The sequence below is a fragment of the Sphingomonas changnyeongensis genome, assembly GCF_009913435.1.
Taxonomy (GTDB): Bacteria; Pseudomonadota; Alphaproteobacteria; order Sphingomonadales; family Sphingomonadaceae; genus Sphingomonas_B; species Sphingomonas_B changnyeongensis.
In genome coordinates, this window is record NZ_CP047895.1 from 1,747,385 (window position 1) to 1,762,181 (window position 14,797).

13 protein-coding genes, 1 tRNA gene and 1 pseudogene are annotated in these 14,797 nt (G+C 69.9%); 10 read left to right on the forward strand and 5 right to left on the reverse strand.

The features are described 5' to 3' along the window. Positions 1-520: 520 nt before the first annotated feature. Positions 521-1,237, reverse strand: coding sequence for a hypothetical protein (locus GVO57_RS08660; RefSeq protein ID WP_160592803.1), 717 nt, complete (start codon positions 1,235-1,237; stop codon positions 521-523). Between the two features lie 122 nt (positions 1,238-1,359). Between GVO57_RS08660 and GVO57_RS08665 the strand changes: the two genes are divergently transcribed. From GVO57_RS08665 to GVO57_RS08690, 6 genes and pseudogenes are all read left to right on the forward strand, one after another. Beyond that, positions 1,360-2,484 (forward strand): YeiH family protein, encoded by a 1,125-nt coding sequence (locus GVO57_RS08665; protein ID WP_327785505.1) that lies wholly within the window; start codon positions 1,360-1,362, stop codon positions 2,482-2,484. Positions 2,485-2,588: 104 nt separating this feature from the next. Further along, the gene (locus tag GVO57_RS08670) at positions 2,589-3,041 is read left to right on the forward strand and encodes a MaoC family dehydratase (protein ID WP_160592804.1); all 453 of its coding nucleotides are present in this window, start codon (positions 2,589-2,591) and stop codon (positions 3,039-3,041) included. Continuing rightward, positions 3,038-3,870 (forward strand): annotated as a pseudogene (locus GVO57_RS08675) (HpcH/HpaI aldolase/citrate lyase family protein). Before GVO57_RS08670 ends, GVO57_RS08675 begins: the two are co-directional and overlap by 4 nt. Beyond that, positions 3,871-5,040 (forward strand): isovaleryl-CoA dehydrogenase, encoded by a 1,170-nt coding sequence (locus GVO57_RS08680; RefSeq protein WP_160592805.1) that lies wholly within the window; start codon positions 3,871-3,873, stop codon positions 5,038-5,040. 175 nt (positions 5,041-5,215) lie between these two features. Next, positions 5,216-6,817, forward strand: coding sequence for a carboxyl transferase domain-containing protein (locus tag GVO57_RS08685; RefSeq protein ID WP_160592806.1), 1,602 nt, complete (start codon positions 5,216-5,218; stop codon positions 6,815-6,817). Positions 6,818-6,901: 84 nt separating this feature from the next. Beyond that, a complete protein-coding gene (locus GVO57_RS08690; protein ID WP_160592807.1) occupies positions 6,902-8,758 on the forward strand; it encodes an acetyl/propionyl/methylcrotonyl-CoA carboxylase subunit alpha in 1,857 nt (618 codons plus the stop codon). Between the two features lie 37 nt (positions 8,759-8,795). On the opposite strand, the gene GVO57_RS08695 is transcribed toward GVO57_RS08690, so the two are convergent. Further along, positions 8,796-9,638 carry an HpcH/HpaI aldolase/citrate lyase family protein gene (locus tag GVO57_RS08695; protein WP_160592809.1) on the reverse strand — a complete coding sequence of 281 codons (843 nt, stop codon included), beginning with the start codon at positions 9,636-9,638 and terminating at the stop codon, positions 8,796-8,798. A gap of 44 nt (positions 9,639-9,682) precedes the next feature. On the opposite strand from GVO57_RS08695, the gene GVO57_RS08700 reads away from it, so the two are divergent. From GVO57_RS08700 to dmeF, 3 genes are read left to right on the forward strand one after another with little or no spacing between them, the layout of a single operon-like run. Beyond that, the gene (locus GVO57_RS08700) at positions 9,683-10,291 is read left to right on the forward strand and encodes an NADPH-dependent FMN reductase (RefSeq protein ID WP_407695683.1); all 609 of its coding nucleotides are present in this window, start codon (positions 9,683-9,685) and stop codon (positions 10,289-10,291) included. Beyond that, positions 10,288-11,082 (forward strand): 3'(2'),5'-bisphosphate nucleotidase CysQ, encoded by a 795-nt coding sequence (locus GVO57_RS08705; protein ID WP_160592811.1) that lies wholly within the window; start codon positions 10,288-10,290, stop codon positions 11,080-11,082. Before GVO57_RS08700 ends, GVO57_RS08705 begins: the two co-directional genes overlap by 4 nt. Continuing rightward, complete coding sequence (gene dmeF / locus GVO57_RS08710) at positions 11,021-11,959, forward strand: CDF family Co(II)/Ni(II) efflux transporter DmeF (protein ID WP_160592812.1); 939 nt, start codon at positions 11,021-11,023, stop codon at positions 11,957-11,959. The genes GVO57_RS08705 and dmeF overlap by 62 nt, the downstream gene beginning before the upstream one ends. Here dmeF and GVO57_RS08715 read toward each other — a convergent pair. The 3 genes from GVO57_RS08715 to folK all read right to left on the reverse strand — a co-directional run bounded on the left by GVO57_RS08715 (position 11,945) and on the right by folK (position 14,046). Continuing rightward, entirely contained in the window at positions 11,945-12,973 is a 1,029-nt protein-coding gene (locus GVO57_RS08715) for an oxidoreductase (RefSeq protein WP_160592813.1), read from the reverse strand. The genes dmeF and GVO57_RS08715 overlap by 15 nt on opposite strands. A gap of 436 nt (positions 12,974-13,409) precedes the next feature. Beyond that, positions 13,410-13,485, reverse strand: a tRNA-Lys gene (locus GVO57_RS08720). 24 nt (positions 13,486-13,509) lie between these two features. Further along, the gene (folK, locus tag GVO57_RS08725) at positions 13,510-14,046 is read right to left on the reverse strand and encodes a 2-amino-4-hydroxy-6-hydroxymethyldihydropteridine diphosphokinase (protein WP_160592814.1); all 537 of its coding nucleotides are present in this window, start codon (positions 14,044-14,046) and stop codon (positions 13,510-13,512) included. A gap of 29 nt (positions 14,047-14,075) precedes the next feature. Here folK and GVO57_RS08730 point away from each other — a divergent pair, with 29 nt between their 5' ends. Beyond that, positions 14,076-14,786 (forward strand): uracil-DNA glycosylase, encoded by a 711-nt coding sequence (locus GVO57_RS08730; protein WP_160592815.1) that lies wholly within the window; start codon positions 14,076-14,078, stop codon positions 14,784-14,786. Positions 14,787-14,797 lie beyond the last annotated feature (11 nt).

The following is a 14,797-nucleotide window of genomic DNA, read 5'->3' on the forward strand; positions in this document are numbered from 1 at the left end:
GCAGAAAAACAACTAAATATTTGGTTAAGACCGATGATATTCGACAGTCAGGATAAACTAAACACGTAGGTTGTGATTTCATCAGGTCATGTCACGGCGCTATATGACAGCGATTTCAGAGTGGTTTCGGCCTAAGTAAGTAGAAATGCTGATAGGGTTTGCTAGAATTTAACAAACAGGGTTTCCGGCTAAATCCGCAGTCCTGCCTTTGCTCATGCCCAACCGATGTTCTCCGCAATGCTGTCCGATCGCCTATCGCAGTCATTATAGAGGGGGGCGGACGATCCGGGTGCGAACGGAACAGAATCTGGCCGCGACCGGACAGAATGGGTGCGCGATCCGTTGCCCCGGCCGGGTGTGCGCCGGGCGTGCGTGGTCATGCTGCATCTGCGAAGATGATGGCCTGATGCCGTAACGTCACACGGAGATGATGCGCCGGCCGCGCAGGCGGCTACGCCCGCTCAGGCTGGCGGGCGCGCGGAGATGTTTGCGGTGTCAGGGCCTGGCGTATCAGGCCGGATCAGCCCCTGGCGTCGGTCCCGCCGTAACGCTGGCTGCACGCGTCCAGCACGGTGGTCACCGGTCCCGCCTCGAGCGCGCGAGCAAGGCCGCGCTTCACATCCTGCAGCAGCAGTTCGGGCGCGGTCGTGCCGCTGGCCCGCGCATCGGCGGCCACCCGCTCGTCAAGCGCCGCCGTCATCTTCAGATAGCCGGTCAGCCGCGCATCGCGCGCCACATCGGGCGAGTTGCCGGCGATCTGCGCAATCGCAAAGCCCAGGCCATAGCATTGCTGCCGCGCGCCGGGCGTGTCGGCGGGCAGCGCGACGAATGCGCCGGGGCGGGTGGCGGCGAAAGCCTGCTGGCACTGGCGCAACAGGCTGTCCGCCTGGCCGCTGGCGCGGATGCGGTCGACCAGCGCCAGCCCCTCGTCGCGCAGGCCATTGGCCCGGTTCGGTTCGGTGATCCCGGCCTCGGTCGCGCCGAGCAGCAGATAATGCGCGGCCTCGCTGACCTCGTCGATCGAGAGCGGCTTGCCGCCCGTGGCATCGGTGCGCGCCAGCCGCGCCGCATAGCAGGCCGCCGCCTGCGCCGCCCGGTTGGACGGAAAAACGATCGGCCGGGCCGCCTCCGCACTGTCATTGCCGTCATCGGCTGTGCCGCAGGCCGTGGCGGCAAGCGCGGCGACCAGCGCCAGCACCGTCCCCGCCCGGCGGGCGGATCGGCCCGCACCGCGCATGGCGCTGAGGGCGGGGAGGGAAGGCGGGGGCGACCGGCGGAATGGACATCGGCGCATCCTGTCCGCGCCTGCCGCCGGGCGCAAGCGCGCCCGCCCCCTTTTCGCGCGGACGGCTTTGCGCCATGAGCAGCGCCATGGCGCATCATCCCGACACCCAGCCCCCTGGTCGCCCCGTTCCGGCAGCGCGGCCCATGCCCGCCGCGGCGGACCTGTTCGGTGACCTGCTGGAGGTCGATGCGCGCCCGGCGGGCGGCGGTGCGGGCCGGTTGCGTCCGGCCCTGTTCGCGCTGTTGCCGGGCCTGGGTGTGACAGCGCTGGCAGGCGCTGCTGCAGCCTGGCTTGCCGATCATTATGCCGCGCCGCTGATGCTGATGGGGCTGCTGATCGGCCTCGCCTTCAACTTTCTGAACGCCGATCAGCGGCTGCACGAGGGGCTGGGCTTTGCGTCGAAAACGCTGCTGCGCTGGGGGATCGTGCTGGTCGGTTTCCAGGTGACATTATGGGAAATCGCCGATCTCGGCTGGCCGAGCTTCGTCGCCATCGCGCTCATCATCCTGCTGGTGATGGCGGCGGGCACGCTGGTTGCGCGCGCGCTCGGCCTCGGGCTGGCCTTCGGGCTGCTGGCGGGCGGCTCGGTCGCGATCTGCGGCGCATCGGCGGCGCTGGCGCTCGCCACCGCGCTGGGCGAAAAGCGCGTCAATCAGGCGCAGCTGACGTTGGTGCTGGTCACCGTTTCGGCGGCGAGCGCGCTTGCCATGTCGCTCTACCCGATCCTTGCCACCAGCCTGGGGCTGGGCCGCGAGGCGGCGGGCTTTCTGATCGGCGCGTCGATCCATGACGTCGCCCAGGCGCTGGGCGCCGGCTATTCGCTGGGCGAGGTCGAGGGGCAGACGGCGGCGATCGTCAAGCTGACCCGGGTGGCGCTGCTCGCGCCGACGCTGCTGCTCGTCACCCTCGCCGTGCCGCGTGAACCGGGCGGGGCGGGCGGCGGGGCCCCGGTGCCCTGGTTCATCGCGGCGTTTCTGGGGCTGACTGCGCTCAACTCGGCGATCACCTTGCCGGCCGAGGTCGCGCTGATCGCCAAGCGCGCAACGACGATCCTGCTGCTGCTGGCCGTGGTCGCGACCGGCATCCGCTCACCGATGCACCTGCTGCTCCAGCAAGGCTGGCGCGCATCGATGCCGGTGGTGGCGGCGACCGCGGTCAGTTTCCTGCTCGCGCTGGCGGCGGCCGAAATGCTGTTTTGAGGGGCGCTGCCCGCGACGTTCGATTTGCCGCATGTTCCGGGCTGCCGCGCGATTTTACCCGGCCGGAAAATGCTCTAGAGGCGCGCCGGCAGGAGAGATTCACGATGCCCGGACGCTATTTCGACGACTGGACCGTGGGCGACACCATCGCCCATGACATCCGCCGCACGGTGACCGAGACGGACAATCTGATGATGTCCGCGCTCACCCACAATCCGCAGCCTTTGCACCTGGATGCAGAGGCGGCGCGCGCCAGCGAGTTCGGCCAGATCCTCGTCAACGGCACCTTCACCTTTGCGCTGATGGTGGGCGTGTCGGTCGGCGACACGACGCTCGGCACGCTCGTCGCCAATCTGGGCTATGACAAGGTGGTGATGCCCGCCCCGGTGTTCATCGGCGACACGCTGCGCGCCGAAACCGCTGTCGCCGAACTGCGTGCCAGCGGATCGCGCCCCGATGCCGGGATCGTCACCTTCGAACACCGGATGTTCAACCAGCGCGACCAGCTGGTCTGCCGCTGCCTGCGCATGGCGCTTGTCCGGCGGCGGCCGGCATGAAGAGCTGGCTGTTCGTGCCGGGCGACCGGCCGGAGCGGATGGACAAGGCGCTCGGCCTCGGCGCCGATGCGCTGATCCTCGACCTTGAGGATTCGGTCGCCCCCGATGCCCGGCCGGAGGCGCGGGCGGCGATCGCCGCGTTCCTTGCCCGCGCGGGCAGGGAAGGACCGCGCCTGTTCGTGCGCGTCAATCCGCTCGGCACCGCCGATCATGCCGCTGATCTGGCAGCCGTGCTGCCCGCCGGGCCGGACGGGCTGGTGCTGCCCAAGGCCGAAGGCGCGGCGAGCATCGCGGCGCTGGCCGCCGCCGCCCCCGGCCTGCCGATCCTGCCGATCGTGACCGAGACGCCGCGCGCGCTGTTCCGGCTTGGCGAATATGAACAGGCCGCCGCCGATCTGGCCGGGCTGACCTGGGGGCGGAGGATCTGCCCGCCGCGATCGGTGCGGTGTCGGCGCGCGAGGCCGATGGCAGCTATACGCCGCCTTATGAGGTGGCGCGCGCGCTCACTTTGTTCGCGGCCGCTGCAGCCGGGGTCGCGCCGGTCGAGACCGTCTATCCCGATATCCGCGATCTGGACGGGCTTGCCGCCTATGCCGCCCGCGCCGCGCGCGACGGTTTTCAGGGCATGATGGCGATCCACCCCGCCCAGATCCCGGTGATCAACGCCGCCTTCACCCCCGCGCCCGAGGCCATTGCCCATGCCCGGGCGGTGATCGAGGCCTTTGCCGCCAATCCCGGTGCCGGCGTCCTGAAGGTCGGCGGCAAGATGGTTGACGCGCCGCACGTGAAACAGGCACGGCGGCTGCTGGAGAGAGCAGGAACCCGATAAATGACTGTCGCAACGCCCGAGTTTGATTTCGCGCTTGGCGAAAATGCCGAGATGATCCGTGAGACGACGCGCCGCTTCGCCGACGAACGGATTGCACCGCTCGCCGCCCGCATCGACGCGGAGGACTGGTTCCCCCGTGACGAGCTGTGGCCGGCGATGGGCGAGCTTGGCCTGCATGGCATCACCGTGGCCGAGGCCGATGGCGGGCTGGGCCTTGGCTATCTGGAGCATGTGATCGCCTGTGAGGAGATTGCGCGCGCGTCCGGTTCGATCGGCCTGTCCTATGGCGCCCATTCCAATCTGTGCGTCAACCAGATCGCCCGCTGGGGCAATGCCGAGCAGAAGGCCAGATATCTGCCCAAGCTGATCTCGGGCGAGCATGTCGGCAGCCTTGCCATGTCCGAGGCCGGGGCCGGGTCCGACGTCGTGTCGATGAAGCTGCGCGCCGAACGCGTCCAGGGCGGCTGGGTGCTCAATGGCACCAAATTCTGGATCACCAACTCGGCCTATGCCGACACGCTGGTCGTCTATGCCAAGACCGCGCCCGAGGCGGGATCGCGCGGCATCACCACCTTCCTCATCGAAAAGGACATGCCCGGTTTCAGCATCGGGCAGAAGATCGACAAGATGGGCATGCGCGGCTCGCCGACCGCGGAGCTGGTGTTCACCGACTGCGAGGTGCCCGAGGAAAATGTGATGGGCCCGGAAAATGGCGGCGTCGGCGTGCTGATGTCGGGGCTGGATTATGAGCGGGCGGTGCTGGCCGGCATCCAGCTTGGCATCATGCAGGCCTGTCTCGACACCGTCATTCCCTATGTCCGCGAGCGTCAGCAATTCGGCAAGCCGATCGGCGCGTTCCAGCTGATCCAGGCCAAGGTCGCCGACATGTATGTCGCGCTCAACTCGGCCCGGGCCTATGTCTATGCGGTCGCGCGCGCCTGCGATGCCGGGCGCACGACCCGGTTCGATGCGGCGGGCGCGATCCTGCTGGCGTCGGAAAACGCATTCCGCGTCGCCGGCGAGGCGGTGCAGGCGCTGGGCGGTGCCGGCTATACGCGCGACTGGCCGGTCGAACGCTTCCTGCGCGATGCCAAGCTGCTCGACATCGGCGCGGGGACCAATGAGATCCGGCGGATGCTGATCGGCCGCGAACTGATCGGGGCGGCCTGAGGCACGGGCCGCCGCCTCCCTGTCCGCCGGGGCGGGGCGGGGTTGGCGGCTGCCGGGCGGCATTCATTTCGGGCGAACACAGGGCGATGGTCATGATGGCATCAAGCGGCCCCCTCCGGGCGGGCGAACAGGGCAATCCGGGCGGGATGACCGCTCCAGCCGGGGGAGAAAGGCGATGAGCGCGCCCGTGATCCCGACGGCGGTCCAGCCCGACAGCCCCGCCGTTCAGGCGCGGGCAGCGCATAACCGCGCGCTTGCCGATGCGCTGGCCGCGCGCGTCGCCGAGGCGGCGCTGGGCGGGCCGGAGACGGCGCGCGACCGCCATGTCGCGCGCGGCAAGCTGCTGCCGCGCGAGCGGGTCGAGCGGCTGCTCGATCCGGGGTCGCCCTTTCTGGAAATCGGCCAGCTGGCCGCCGACGGCGTCTATGGCGAGGATGTGCCGGGGGCCGGGCTGATCGCCGGCATTGGCCGCGTGTCCGACCGGCAGGTGATGATCGTGTGCAACGATGCCACCGTCAAAGGCGGCACCTATTATCCGCTGACCGTCAAAAAGCATCTGCGCGCGCAGGAAATCGCCGAGCAGAACCGGCTGCCCTGCATCTATCTGGTCGATTCCGGCGGGGCCAATCTGCCGCACCAGGCCGAGGTGTTTCCCGACCGCGACCATTTCGGCCGCATCTTTTTCAACCAGGCGAACATGTCGGCGCAGGGAATTGCCCAGATCGCCTGCGTGATGGGCAGCTGCACGGCTGGCGGCGCCTATGTCCCGGCGATGTCGGACGAAACGGTGATCGTGCGCAACCAGGGCACGATCTTTCTGGGCGGCCCGCCGCTCGTCAAGGCGGCGACCGGCGAGGTGATTTCGGCCGAGGATCTGGGCGGCGGCGATCTGCATGGCCGCCGGTCGGGCGTGGTCGATCATGTCGCCGAAAATGACGATCATGCGCTGACCATTGTGCGCGACATCGTGGCGACGCTGCCGCCGCCCGCCGATCCGGGGCTGAACCTGCGCGCGCCGCGCCCCCCGGCTTATGATCCCGCCGGGATTTACGGCATCATCCCCGAGGATGTGCGCGCGCCCTATGACGTGCGCGAAGTGATTGCGCGGATCGTCGACGGGTCGGAGTTTCACGAGTTCAAGCCGCTTTACGGCACCACTTTGGTGTGCGGTTTTGCCCATATCTGGGGCATGCCGGTCGCGATCCTGGCCAATAACGGCATCCTGTTCTCCGAAAGCGCGGTCAAGGGCGCGCATTTCATCGAACTGGCCTGTCAGCGTCGGGTGCCGCTGTTGTTCCTGCAGAATATTTCCGGCTTCATGGTCGGCGGCAAATATGAGGCCGAAGGCATTGCCAAACATGGCGCAAAGCTGGTCACCGCCGTCGCCACGGCGAGCGTGCCCAAGCTGACCGTGCTGATCGGCGGCAGCTTCGGGGCGGGCAATTACGGGATGTGCGGCCGCGCCTATTCGCCGCGTTTCCTGTTCAGCTGGCCCAATGCGCGGATCAGCGTGATGGGCGGCGAACAGGCGGCAAGCGTGCTGGCCACCGTCCACCGCGACGCCGAACGCTGGACGCCGGCAGAGGCCGAGGCGTTCAAGGCGCCGATCCGCCAGAAATATGAGGATGAGGGCAATCCCTATTACGCGACCGCGCGGCTGTGGGACGACGGGGTGATCGATCCGGCGCAGACGCGCGACGTGCTCGGCCTCGCGCTTGCCGCCAGCCTGAACGCGCCGGTCGGCGACACGCCGCGCTTCGGCGTGTTCCGCATGTGACCTGTCCGGGTTTTTGAGTTGCCGCATTTTCCGGGCCGCCGGGTGAACGAACCCGGCATCGAAAATGCTCTGAGGACCGACGAGATGATCCCTTCGCTTCTGATCGCCAATCGCGGCGAGATTGCCTGCCGCATCATCCGCACCGCGCGGCGGCTGGGCGTGCGCACCATCGCCGTCTATTCCGACGCCGATGCCGGGGCGCTGCATGTGCGCGAGGCGGACGAGGCGGTGCATATCGGCCCGCCGCCGGCGCGCGAAAGCTATCTGCTGGGCGACCGGATCATCGCCGCCGCCCGCGCGACCGGGGCAGCCGCCATCCATCCGGGCTATGGTTTTCTGTCGGAAAATGCCGATTTCGCGCAGGCGGTCATCGATGCCGGGCTGATCTGGGTGGGGCCGAAGCCGCACGCGATCCGGGCGATGGGGCTGAAGGATGCGGCGAAAAAGCTGATGGCCGAGGCCGGCGTGCCCGTCACCCCCGGCTATCTGGGCGAGGACCAGTCGCCCGACCGGCTGGCGGCGGAGGCGGCGGCGATCGGCTGGCCCGTGCTGATCAAGGCGGTGGCCGGCGGCGGCGGCAAGGGCATGCGCCGCGTCGACAGCGCGGCGGAGTTTGCCGACGCGCTCGCCAGCTGCAAGCGCGAGGCGGCGGCGAGCTTTGGCGACGACCGGGTGCTGATCGAGAAATACATCCTCGCCCCCCGGCATATCGAGGTGCAGGTGTTCGGCGACAGCCATGGCGAGGTCGTCCATCTGTTCGAACGCGACTGTTCGCTGCAGCGCCGCCATCAGAAGGTGATCGAGGAAGCGCCAGCGCCCGGCATGGACGCGGCAACGCGCGAGGCGGTGTGCGCCGCCGCCGTGCGCGCGGCGCGCGCGGTCGATTATGAGGGCGCGGGAACGATCGAGTTCATCGCCGACGCCTCCGAAGGGCTGCGCGCCGACCGGATCTGGTTCATGGAAATGAACACCAGGCTCCAGGTCGAGCATCCGGTGACCGAGGAGATTACCGGCGTCGATCTGGTCGAATGGCAGCTGCGCGTCGCTGCGGGCGAGCGGCTGCCGCTGGCGCAGGACGAGCTGTCGATCACCGGCTGGGCGATGGAAGCGCGGCTTTACGCCGAGGATCCGGCCAAGGGCTTCCTGCCGTCGATCGGCCGGCTGGAGGCGTTTGAACTGGGCGAGGATGTCCGCATCGACACCGGGGTCGAGGAGGGTGGCGAGGTCACCCCTTATTATGATCCGATGATCGCCAAGCTGATCGCCTGGGGCGAGGACCGGGAAGCGGCGCGCGCCGCGCTGGCCGAGGCGCTGGCCGACACGGTGGTCTGGCCGGTCAGGGCCAATGCGGGCTTTCTGGTCAAGGCGCTCGCCCATCCCGATTTCATGGCGGGCACGCTCGATACCGGGCTGATCGCGCGGGCGGGCGAGGCGCTGATGCCCGATGCGCTGCCGTCGGAGGCTGCGCTTGCCGAGGCGGCGGCGATGTTCGCGGCCCGGCCGCTCGCAGGTTTCCGCCTCAACCGCGCGGCCGAGCGCCGGGTTGCCCTGTCGGTCGACGGTGCGCTGCACCTGGTCGCCGCTGAAGGCACCGCCGCCGGCACCGGCCGGCTCGAAGCGCCGGGTGCCGACCGCGAGGCGCTGGTGCTCAGCGAGGCGGGGCAGAGCTGGGCGGTCGCGCCGTGGCGCGCGGCGGGCGGTGCGGCGGGCGGCGGCGGCGACGGGGCGATCCTGTCGCCGATGCCCGGCCGCATCATCGCCGTCGACGTGGCCGAGGGCGCGCGCGTCGCCAAGGGGCAGAAGCTCGTCACGCTCGAGGCGATGAAGATGGAGCATACGCTGACCGCGCCGTTCGACGGCCATGTCGCCGAGCTGCGCGCCGAGGCGGGGGCGCAGGTGAGCGAGGGGACGCTGCTCGTCCGGGTCGAGGCGCAAGGCTGATTCCGGCCTGCTGACGCCCGCCGCCGCCTGGCCTCACTCAGGCGGCGGCTGCGACCGCCTCGGCCAGCGCGACCAGCGCTTCCGCCTGGTCGACATGCAGCTGTTCGACCATCTGGCCGTCGATCCGGGCGACGCCCTTGCCGGCGGCGCGCGCCTCGGCCCAGGCGGCGATGATCCGCCGCGCCTGTGCGACCTCTTGCGCGTCGGGACCAAAGATGCGGTTGGCGATGTCGATCCCGGCGGGATGAACCAGCGTCTTGCCGTCAAATCCCATGTCGCGGCCCTGTCGGCAGGCAGCCTCCAGCCCGGCCATGTCGTCCAGCCCCAGATGCACACCGTCGATCGCGGCCAGCCCGTGCGCGCGCGCGGCGAGCAGGATCAGCGACAGGGCGGTCAGGATCGGCGTCCGGTCCGGCACATGGCGGGCGCGCAGATCCTTGACCAGATCGTTGGTGCCGACGACGAACCCGGCCAGCCGGTCGCCCGCACCCGCAATCCCGGCTGCGCGCAGCACGCCGAGCGGCGTTTCGATCATCGACCAGATCGGATGCCGCGTTCGGCCCGCCGCCGCCAGCACGGTCGCCGCGTCCTCCACCTTGGGCAGCAGCACGCCGTCAAGCGCCAGCCGGTCGGCCAGGTCGAAATCGGCCGCGCAATCGGCGGCGCTCACGCGCAGGATCAGTTCGCGCCCGCCCCAGTCGCCCGCCAGTGCTGCGGCGATGCCGGCGCGGGCGGCGTCCTTGGCCTCGGGCGCGACCGCGTCCTCAAGATCGAAGATCACGCCATCGACCGGCAGGGTCCGCGCCTTTTCGAGCGCGCGGGGCTTGTCGCCGGGCACATAGAGCATCGACCGGCGGGGACGGATATGCTTTTGGGTCATCCACGAGTCTGTGCGGGGGCTGGCCCCGCGATGCAAGCGGGAGGGTGCGGGTGAGCCGGGAATTGTCGATTGTCGGGATCGGGGGCACCACCCAGCCGGGGTCGTCGACCGAACAGGCGCTCCGCCTCGCGCTTGCCGCCGCCGAGGCCGAAGGCGCGACGGTGACATTGTTCGATGGCCCGACGCTGGCCGCGCTTCCCCATTATGCGCCCGGCGCGGTCGCGCAGTCGGCCGAAGGCCGCCGGCTGGTCGAGGCGGTGCGCGGCGCGCATGGCCTGATCCTGGCCAGCCCGGGCTATCACGGGTCGATTTCCGGCCTGGTCAAGAATGCGATCGATTATATCGAGGAAACCGCCCGCGATGCGCGCGTCTATCTGGACGGGCTGCCGGTCGGGCTGATCGCCACCGCCTATGGCTGGCAGGCGACCGGATCGACGCTCGCCACGCTGCGCGCCATCGTCCATGCGCTGCGCGGCTGGCCGACGCCTTTGGGGGCGGGCATTCGCAGCGTGTCGGGCATGTTCCGCGACGGTGCCTGCCATGACGAGGCGGCGGCCGGGCAGCTCGATCTGGTCGGCAAACAGGTGGTGGAGTTTGCCCGGCTGCGCCAGCGCACCCCCGACGCGACCAGCACCGGCCCGGTCGAGCAATGACCGATGCCGAGCTGGCCGCGCGGCTGGCCGGCGCGGCCGGCCGCCTTGCGCTGACGCTGCGCGACACCGGCCTTGTTTCCGGGCGCGCGCTGGGCGATGCCGGCGATCAGGCGGTCAATGTGCTGCTGATGAAGGCGCTGGCCGAGGCGCGGCCCGAGGACGGTGTGCTGTCGGAAGAGACGACCGACAGTCTTGACCGGCTGGGCAAGGCGCGGGTGTGGATCATCGATCCGCTCGACGGCACGCGCGAATATGCCGAGGGCCGCGATGATTGGGCCGTGCATGTCGCGCTGGCGGTGGACGGTGTGGCGACGGTCGGCGCGGTCGCGCTGCCGGCGCGCGGGCTGGTGTTCCGTTCGGATGCGCCGCCGCCGCCGGTGACGCGCCCGGCGCGCCCGCGCCTGCTGGTCAGCCGTTCGCGCCCGCCAGAGGCCGCCACCCGGCTGGCCGAGGCGCTGGACGCCGACATGGTGCCTATGGGATCGGCGGGCGCAAAGGCGATGGCGGTGCTGATGGGCGAGGGCGACATCTATTTCCACACCGGCGGCCAGCATCAATGGGACAATGCCGCGCCGGTCGCGGTCGCGCGGGCCGCCGGCATGGTGGCGACGCGCGCCGATGGCGGCCCGTGCATCTATAACGGCGCGGAGACGCTGCTGCCCGATCTGCTGATCTGCGCACCCGAACTGGCCCCCGCGTGCGCGCCGTGCTGGACGGGATCGACCTGTCGTGAGCGCCGGAACGGATCACGGCCCGGTGGCGGCGCTTGGCGCGGGCCATCAGGTCCATGAACGCCGGACGCTGTGGGTGGTCGCGCTCGCTGCGATCACCATGCTGGTCGAGATTGCGGCCGGGCTGGCCACGGGGTCGATGGCGCTGCTGGCCGACGGCATCCATATGGCAACCCATGTCGGTGCGCTGGGCCTTGCCGCCTTTGCCTATCGCTATGCGCGCCGCCATGCCGCCGATCCGCGTTTCGTGTTCGGGACCGGCAAGGTCGGCGATCTGGCGGGCTTTGCCAGCGCATTGATGCTGGGCGTGTTCGCCATCGGGATTGCGGCGGAATCGGTCGACCGGCTGTTCGCGCCGGGGGCGATTGCCTATGGCGAGGCACTGTGGGTCGCGGGGCTGGGGCTGGCCGTCAATCTGGCGAGCGCGCTGCTGCTGGCGCATGACCATGACCATCCGCACGACCATGACCATGGCCATGACCATCACCATGGCGCGCACGGCCATCATCATGACCATAATCTGCGCTCCGCCTATTTCCACGTGCTGGCCGATGCGCTGACATCGGTGCTGGCGATCGCGGCGCTGCTGGCCGGGCTGTATCTGGGCTGGCGCTGGCTCGATGCGGCGGCCGGGATCGCGGGTGCACTCGTCATCGCGCATTGGGCGCTGGGGCTGATGCGGACGACCGGGCTGGTGCTCGTTGACGCAACCGCCGATCCGGGGCTGGCCGCGCGCCTGCGGGCGGCGGTGGAGGATGAGGCGACTGAGGTGGTCGATCTGCGCTGCTGGCGCATCGGGCCGGGGCGGTTTGCCGCACTGATCGCGCTGCACAGCGCGCAGCCGCTGCCGGTGGCGGCCTATCGCGCGCGGCTGGCCGGGCAGCACGGGCTGGCCTGGCTGTGGATCGGGGTTTCGGGCCGATCAGCGGCCGATTAACGCCCGGTCGGTGCGCTGTTCCGCGATCAGCGCGCCGAGGACCGACTGGTCGGCATCGGGCATCTGGCCCGCGCCCATCCGTCTGATCTGCTGATAATACCACGACATGACGGCAAAGCCGTTCAGCGCCTTCACCATCCGCAACGGCGATGCCGGGCCGAAAATGCCCGGCCCGATGCGCAGCCGGTCCTCGATCCGCGCCAGCATTTCGTCGCTGCCCGCCAGCAGCCGGGCCGGGCCGAGCGGATCGGCGCACATCGGGCGGCCGATGCCGATCAGCGCGATGCCGTCCGCCAGCGCGCCCGCCATCGCCGCCGCCGTGCGGAACCCGCCGGTCACCATCAGCGGCGGGGTGCGGCCGCTGCGCATCGCGCGCGCGAAATCGAGGAAATAGGCCTCGCGCGCACGGGTCGAGCCGGCGATCGGCTCGACCGGCCGCTCCAGCCCGTCAAGCGCCATCATGCGCGGCTGTTCATAGGAGCCGCCGGAGATTTCGAGCAGGTCCACCCCCTCATCGGCCAGCCATGCGGCGACGCGCAGCGAATCCTCGAACGCAAAGCCGTCCTTCTGGAAATCCGCCGAGTTGAGCTTGACCGACACCGTCTGGCCGCCCGGGAGCGCCGCGCGCACCGCACGGACGGTCGCGATCAGCATCCGCGCCCGGTTTTCCAGCGACCCGCCATATTGATCGGTGCGCCGGTTGGCGCGCGGCGACAGGAATTGCGACAACAGATAGCCATGGGCGGCATGGATTTGCACGCCGTCAAACCCCGCATCGGCGGCGGCGTGCGCGGCTGTCGCAAAGCCCGCGATCAGCGCCGCGATCTCGGCCTCATCAAGCGGAACCGGCGCGCCGAACCGCTTGCCCGGCAGTGCGACCGGAACGGCGGACGGGGCCTTGGGGCGCGGATTGACGTGGATCGGCGTCTGCCGCCCCGGATGGTTGATCTGCATCCACACCCGGCCGCCGCCGCTTTTCGCCGCCATCGCCCAGTCGGCCAGCCGCGCGGCCATATCGGCATCGGGGGGCGGTCGATCACGACATTGCCCGGCCGTTCGAGATGGGCAGCGTCGATCTGGACATTGCCGGTGATCTGCAGGCCGACGCCGCTTGCGCCCCACAGCCGGTAAAGCTGGTTCAGCGCCGCGCCGGGGCGTCCGCCTTCGGCCAGCCCCTCGGTCATCGCCGCCTTGACCAGCCGGTTGGGCAGCGCCGGGCCGTGCGCGGGCTGGAACGGGGATGCAAGGATCGGCGCATCGGTCATGGATCGGGCATCCGCTGGGATCGAAATGCCGCCAGCCTAAATGTATCCGGAACGGATGCAACCAGCCCGTTGCAAACCGCAACCCGGATCGACGAACGACTGTCCGGCTTCGGCGGGGGGTGGTGCGGATTGTATGCAGATGACCGCGACCGGGGCAGGCGACCGCCGGCTGGCACCGGCGGAAATGGTGAGCCCTGCTGGATTCGAACCAGCGACCTACTGATTAAAAGTCAGTTGCTCTACCGACTGAGCTAAGGGCCCCCGATCGGGCATAGGCCGGCCCCCTTAGAAGGATGACCGGCCCCGGTCAACCGGTGGAACGGCTGGGCATGGCTGCGGCCGCCGTTGGCGGTGGCGAAGCTGGCGCACCGTCAGCCCCGACAGCGGATCGCGCCAGCCCGGCGCGATGGCGGCAAGCGGGCCGAGCACGAAATCGCGGATCCGGTAATCGGGGTGCGGGATAACCAGCCCCGGTTCCGCCCAGCCGCCGCCCGACCACAGGATGATGTCGAGATCAAGGACGCGCGGCCCCCAGCGCCGTCCGCCACGCCGGCCAAAGCCGCGTTCGATGCGCTTGAGCGCGGCGAGCAGGGCGGGCGGGGCGAGCGGGCTGTCGATCAGCACCGCGCCATTGGCAAAGCCGCGCCCCGCCGGGCCGAGCGCCGGGGTGGCGCGCACCGGCGCGACCGCCCGGATCGTGCCGAGTGCCGCCAGCGCCTGCGCCGCTGCACGCACGACGCCCGCCGGCAGCCCGTGCCGGTGATGGCGGCGGTTGGAGCCGATCGCGACGGCATAGCTGGTGTGCGGGCTTGCCCCTGTCATGCCGCTGCGCCTATCGCGGGGCGACCGCCATGATAAGCCCTGAAAACTCTCTGACGCCCGCATCGCCGGCCCCGGCGATCAGCCCATGGCCGCAGCTTGAGGCGCCGGTCGACTGTCCGCTGTGCCCGCGGCTGGCCGCGTTCAGGGATGCGCTCCGCGCCGAGCATCCGGGCTGGTGGAACGCGCCGGTGCCGGCCTTTGGCGATCCGGGGGCGTGGCTGGCGATCATCGGGCTGGCGCCCGGCAAGCATGGCGCCAACCGCACCGGCCGACCGTTCACCGGCGATTTCGCCGGCGATCTGCTGTATGAAACGCTCATCGATTTCGGGCTCGCCCGCGGGCGCTACGATGCCCGGCCCGATGACGGGCTGGTGCTCGACGGGGCGGTGATCCTGAACGCGGTCAAATGCCTGCCGCCGGAAAACAAGCCGACCCCGGCCGAGGCCAATGCCTGCCGCCCATTCCTCGCGCGCCAGCTGGCGGCGCTGCCGCAGGTCAGGGTGCTGGTCGCGCTCGGCCAGATCGCGCATCAGCAGCTGGTCCGCACCTGTGGCGGGCGGCAGGCCGATTTCCGCTTCGGCCATCTGGCCGAACACCGGCTGCCGGGCGGGCAGGTGTTGATCGACAGCTATCACTGCTCGCGCTACAATCAGAATACCGGGCGGCTGACGCCGGACATGTTCGCGCGCGTCTTTGCCCGCGCGGTGGCGATTGGCCGGGAACCGCCCGTCAAGGCCTGATGCGGAGCGGC

Coding starts and splice junctions, on each gene's coding strand:
- folK (WP_160592814.1), bottom strand. CDS start 14,046: ATGACAGGGGCAAGCCCGCACACCAGCTATGCCGTCGCGATCGGCTCC.
- GVO57_RS08660 (WP_160592803.1), bottom strand. CDS start 1,237: ATGCGCGGTGCGGGCCGATCCGCCCGCCGGGCGGGGACGGTGCTGGCG.
- GVO57_RS08685 (WP_160592806.1), top strand. CDS start 5,216: ATGAGCGCGCCCGTGATCCCGACGGCGGTCCAGCCCGACAGCCCCGCC.
- GVO57_RS08680 (WP_160592805.1), top strand. CDS start 3,871: ATGACTGTCGCAACGCCCGAGTTTGATTTCGCGCTTGGCGAAAATGCC.
- GVO57_RS08730 (WP_160592815.1), top strand. CDS start 14,076: ATGATAAGCCCTGAAAACTCTCTGACGCCCGCATCGCCGGCCCCGGCG.
- GVO57_RS08705 (WP_160592811.1), top strand. CDS start 10,288: ATGACCGATGCCGAGCTGGCCGCGCGGCTGGCCGGCGCGGCCGGCCGC.
- GVO57_RS08695 (WP_160592809.1), bottom strand. CDS start 9,638: ATGACCCAAAAGCATATCCGTCCCCGCCGGTCGATGCTCTATGTGCCC.
- GVO57_RS08665 (WP_327785505.1), top strand. CDS start 1,360: ATGAGCAGCGCCATGGCGCATCATCCCGACACCCAGCCCCCTGGTCGC.
- GVO57_RS08670 (WP_160592804.1), top strand. CDS start 2,589: ATGCCCGGACGCTATTTCGACGACTGGACCGTGGGCGACACCATCGCC.
- GVO57_RS08715 (WP_160592813.1), bottom strand. CDS start 12,973: ATGGCCGCGCGGCTGGCCGACTGGGCGATGGCGGCGAAAAGCGGCGGC.
- GVO57_RS08690 (WP_160592807.1), top strand. CDS start 6,902: ATGATCCCTTCGCTTCTGATCGCCAATCGCGGCGAGATTGCCTGCCGC.